The organism is Parashewanella hymeniacidonis, from assembly GCF_016900895.1.
In the GTDB taxonomy this organism is placed as follows: Bacteria; Pseudomonadota; Gammaproteobacteria; order Enterobacterales; family Shewanellaceae; genus Parashewanella; species Parashewanella hymeniacidonis.
Map to the genome: position 1 here is coordinate 1 of NZ_JAFEUN010000176.1, position 5,121 is coordinate 5,121.

At 38.3% G+C, this 5,121-nt stretch carries 4 protein-coding genes; 1 reads left to right on the top strand and 3 read right to left on the bottom strand.

Going from position 1 to position 5,121, the window contains the following annotated elements; genetic code table 11:
* Positions 1-181: 181 nt before the first annotated feature.
* The 3 genes from JQC92_RS20775 to JQC92_RS20785 are packed head-to-tail and all read right to left on the bottom strand — an operon-like array spanning position 182 to position 3,419.
* A complete protein-coding gene (locus JQC92_RS20775; protein WP_205001448.1) occupies positions 182-469 on the bottom strand; it encodes a hypothetical protein in 288 nt (95 codons plus the stop codon).
* A gap of 9 nt (positions 470-478) precedes the next feature.
* Entirely contained in the window at positions 479-2,329 is a 1,851-nt protein-coding gene (locus tag JQC92_RS20780; protein WP_205001449.1) for a DUF255 domain-containing protein, read from the bottom strand.
* The gene (locus JQC92_RS20785; RefSeq protein ID WP_205001450.1) at positions 2,322-3,419 is read right to left on the bottom strand and encodes an oxidoreductase; all 1,098 of its coding nucleotides are present in this window, start codon (positions 3,417-3,419) and stop codon (positions 2,322-2,324) included. Before JQC92_RS20785 ends, JQC92_RS20780 begins: the two co-directional genes overlap by 8 nt.
* Before the next feature lie 89 nt (positions 3,420-3,508).
* Between JQC92_RS20785 and JQC92_RS20790 the strand changes: the two genes are divergently transcribed.
* Positions 3,509-4,417, top strand: a complete 909-nt coding sequence (locus JQC92_RS20790; RefSeq protein WP_205001451.1) for a LysR family transcriptional regulator — start codon at positions 3,509-3,511, stop codon at positions 4,415-4,417.
* Positions 4,418-5,121 lie beyond the last annotated feature (704 nt).

Consider the following 5,121-nt stretch of genomic DNA (forward strand, 5'->3'; position numbering starts at 1 on the left):
TTGTAGTGAAATTGATGCAAAATCTAAGAAATCTTGCTTTTGGGGTACGGCTCTGAATTTTGCGTAAATCAGATGCCGTACATTTTAACTCTTGAAATGGATTTTTTCAGAACCGACTAAATAGATACTTTAAATCTATATTTGTACACCTAAGCTCTGGTACTAATTTTTGCCAATTACACTATAAGATTTCAGAATAACTTATCTGAACCGTTTCTTTGTCAATCAAGCTAAACAGTAAGTTCGAACGTTCATCTTCAGAAAATGTCTTTAGTCCTGCGTCAGCTGAATCTTGATTTTTCCAATAAACCACTTCAACAAAAACATCATCTCGCTTTGCTAACACACGATACTCAAAACCACTGATTTCATTTAACAGAGCATCTGTTTGCTTTAATGCTGCAATTACTTCAGAATCTGATGCATTAACATTGGCTTTAAATTCAACATACTCAATTATTGCGCTCATTTTTTCATCCTACTGATACTGTTTGGCTACTTTTACGATTTGCTCAGACTTCGTTAACGGCCTAGAGCAACGATCTGGGTTACAAATAAACATTACAGGCTTACCCAAATCAGGGTAGCGGCCTGGCTTTTCATAATGAATAAGTTTGCGAGGTAGATACTGGTCTAGTCCGGCTTGATAAAGGTGTTGTGCCGCTTTATTATTTTTGTCATCGGTGACGACCGTAAATTCAACATATTGAGCCGTCATAGTTTCGAGTAACAATAAGGTCTCGGCTGTTACTTTTCCTTCACGATTTAATACGCTGTCTGAAGCCACGGCTTTGATGGTCGATGCGGCAACTTTTTTATACAGTTCATTTTTCGTAAACACAGATAAGTTATAGAAAAACTGCCCTGCTATTGCGTTATTTTCAAGTGGTTTACGCTGCTCAATTGCATTGTTGCTCTCGCTGACCGTTGACCAAAACCCACCAATTTCTTGTTCATACAGCGTGCTCATCATTGCTCTAGCCACTTGTCGAGCTTTGATCAACCATTTTTCTTCAGCAGTGTATTGGTATAACTTCAATAGAGCACGACCAAATTGTGCTTGTGTACTTAAAAATGGCTTATTGGTGACAGACAAGGCTCTAATTCGCTGATCTTGCTGTAGCTCACTAGAATACTCAGTTTGCATTAACCAACCTTCTGCCGTTTGCCTTTTTACAAGTAAGCTCAACGCGGCTGTTTCTGCTTTTTTAAGGTATTTACGATCTTTTAATGCTGCATAAACATCAATGTATGCAAGTATGATTTCAGCATTTTTATCGGTATACACTGCATGATCAATAGGTGGGATCCCATATTTTCGTCTTTTTGCATCACTGTCTAATGCCCAGTAGTCCTGAGGCCACCAATCATTGGGTAACGCCGGAGGCGTGTCTTTTTGATTTGCATACCAAGTTCCCGATGCGCTTTTCATCCATGTATCGAGATATCGGTCGACATTATTTATACCATCAATAAATACTTGCTCTCCCGTCAGTTGATAAGCCGTAGCAAAGGCCACCAACGCATTCGCTTGACTACTGATTCTTTTTTCTGGAATGGCTAATAGTTGAGCAAACTCTTCAGGCACATTTTTAGCAGAGGGATGAATATTTGCTTCATAGGCGCCGCCCCAGACTGGATCTAGCGTTTTTAAGAAAGTTTTACTGACATTAATCGCTTGCTTTAGGCGGTGTTGATCTTGTGTATGGTGAGCCAAAAAATAAAGGTGACGTAATCGTGCGCCATCAACCTCAGCGTTGACGCCCCAGTGGTTCCAACCAGACACTTCAGTATTGAATTGATCACCAATTTGCTTTCTGAGCCTATCCCTTAACACTGTAAACGGTGTTTCTATAGGTTTCTCAAGAAAAGTATAAGGCGAACTTTCATCAGCCTTGAGCGTGCCATTTTTATATTTTCTGATAAGATCTTCTAAGATAGGAGTGAAATTTTCAGGAAAGCGATTCCCCGCCATTGCAAAGACTTGCGAAGTATCAGGCAGCATGAAAATCGTCGCTGGCCATGCCCAATCACTATATCGCTCACCAATATCAGGGCGAGCTTGTGAGTCCACTTCAATGCTAACAAAGTTATCATTGATCAATTTAATAACCTTGTCATTACTGTATGTGTGTTTTGCCATTCGGTTACAAGCTGTGCAGCCCTCCAGGCCGACATTCACTAAAATGAGTTTCTGCTGTTTTTTAGCCTGTTCAAACGTTGATGGTTGCCACTGTAGCCACTGTATCTTACTGTCATCGTTTAAGGCACCGTTTGCTGAAACACTGACGAATGAAAATAAATAAATTAATGTGACGAATTTATACATAGCCCTCACCTTTATTTTTTAATACAGAAAACTGCGTGTCTAAATTAGCAATTGGATTAAAAATATCGAATGTGAAAGCCATTAATGGTATATCGTTCAACATTTTGACCGGAAAATCAGGGTTAACTAATGCCATTTTTCCAATAGAAATCAGATCGGCCCCATTTTCAAGAGATGCATCAATAGCAGGTTTACTGTTAAGCTCACCATTAACCATAATGGGTTGAGATACAAATTGCTTTGCTATTTCCGCCAATGTCAAACCTGACTCGAACGCACAACCTAATGCATTGGGTTCAGTCAAATGCAGATAATCAAAATCTAAGGTATCTAAATAAATAAAAATGGCCTTTGCTTCTGCTTTGCCGCTCCATTTGTATTCAGGATCATTCACTTTAGCTTGTGAGATACGCAAGCCGATAATGAAATCACTGCCAACCTTTTCTCTTATCCCATTGATTATCTGAGTGTGAATACGAAGTCGATTCTCAATACTTCCTCCAAACTCGTCTTCTCTTTGGTTGGTGTGAGTACACAAAAATTGATCCAGCAGATAACCATTCGCACCATGAATTTCAACGCCTGAAAATCCAGATTGTTGAGCCAAGCAAGCAGCATGAACAAAGCCATCGACAATTTGGTTTATTTCGGATAAAGATAAAGCGGCAGGCATTTGGTAGTCGCCTTCTCCATAGTAAAATGCCAATTGCTGCCCTTTCGGTTTTATCACAGAAGGCGCTTTGGTTTCAGAAGCATAGCCATTAAATTGAGACAATGCTCCAGCGTGCATAAGTTGTGCAATAACAGCCGTATGATTAGTGCCTGCGTAATCGTTTAACACTTTCCAACTGTTTGCCTGTGCCTCATTTATCAACCCAGGTTGATATTGATAGCCTTGACTGCAAAGTGTGTCGGTATACAAACCTTCTGTGATAATGCACCCGAAGTAGCCATCAACATATTGTTGATAATAGTGATTCATTTCCTCGGTAACACAACCGGTTAATGTCGCACTAACTCTTGTCATTGGTGCCACAACAAAACGGTTTTTAAGTTCTAATTTATTTACTTTTAAAGATTGAAACATCATAACTCACACTCCTTTTTGTGCATTTTACAAAGTTTCGACATACTGATAAGGTGCGAAATAATTAAATGACATTCAACTAAAAGTTAACAATGAAAATTAATCAACTTGAAAGTTTACGCGTGATTAAAGCAATAAGCGACAGTGGCAATTTTTCAAGAGCGGCAGAGAAGCTCGGATTTTCAGTAGCAAGAGTATCTAAAGCGGTAGAAAATTTAGAAAATAGCCTCAATGTTAGCCTTTTTATTCGCAATACGCGCTCCGTTCAGCTCACTCATATTGGCCAATTATGTTGCCAATATGCAGAATCGATGCTGTGCAGTTGGGATGAATTTATTGACGAACTCAATAATGAAAACCAAAAACTTCAAGGAGAAATTAAAGTGTGCGCCCCAGTCAGTTGGGGTTATGCCTATTTAACTGATCTTTTTAACGAATTCCAAGAAAAGCATTCAGGCATCACATTTCATATTGATCTAGATGATAATTTTATCAATGTGGCTGATTCAGATTATGATCTTGTATTTCGATTAAGTCACAAACTCGAAGACAGCACTCTGATCGTTCAAAAGTTACAGGATTATATTTTTATTCTATGTTGTTCAGCAGATTATTATGCAACTAATGAATTACCACTATCCACTTCAGAGCTTAACGCACATCCTTTATTAGCTTATTCTCAAGTGAACTTAAGCGTAAAGCCGTGGCGATTTCATCACCATAACCAAACAGAGGTTTTACACCCTCAACCTACATTAAAGGCCAATAACAGCCTACTCATAAAGCAGTGGATAATGAAGTCGAAAGGCATTGCCTTTATTCCTTCATTTTTAATTCAACAAGAATTAGATTCGGGGGAAATTATATCACTGTTGAACGCCTATCGAGGTGATCGCTTATCTTTGTATTTACTTAGGCACAATAAAGGATTTTTACCGAACCGAGTCAGAACATTTATCACATTTTTAGGAGACAAATTTTTGAATGGTGAGCAGGTATGATTGGCGCATCGTCTACTAAGGGAAATCAAACCAATAATCCGTTGATATATAAGTAAAATTATAATTTATCTTTTGTCAATTGATTCATTTTGTATAGTTTTAGGTCTAATAGCTTTCAATGATCAGTTTATTTCAAGTTATTATAATAATTATGAATAGACGTATCACAGCCTAGACCTTGTCAGATTGTTGAACTAGCCAGAAGTTACATACCTGTGTAAATTTTGTTCTAATTTAGTGCTCTTTTGCCCTGAAAAGAGTTGTGGGCTCTCCCCTTCACCCAACACTTTCACAACTCTTCCTTTAACTTCAGTAGTTTCAGTATCAACAAGATACTTCTCAGCTTCATCGTAAAAATAGATGTTGCCATCAGGCAGTTGTCGTAATTCACCAATTTGATGAGCGCCATTTACGCTAAAAAGATATTGGTCTTTGGTGACGACGATTTGCTGTGTGTTGATAAATAGAAGATTGCCAGATTGCTCAAGTGCAAAATCATTATTAGAGATCTTAAAGCGGGAATGAAAATTAGAATCTACAGCGAATTGTTCTGTTTTTTGCAGTTCACCATTACTAATTACCCCCCTGTGTCAGGATGGTTGTCACTCTTAATATTTAACTAATTATTAACCGCTTAAGGGGGCGGGAAAGGCAACCTAATGACACACTATTCAGACGAAAGAAAACAAGCTGTACTCAGTAAA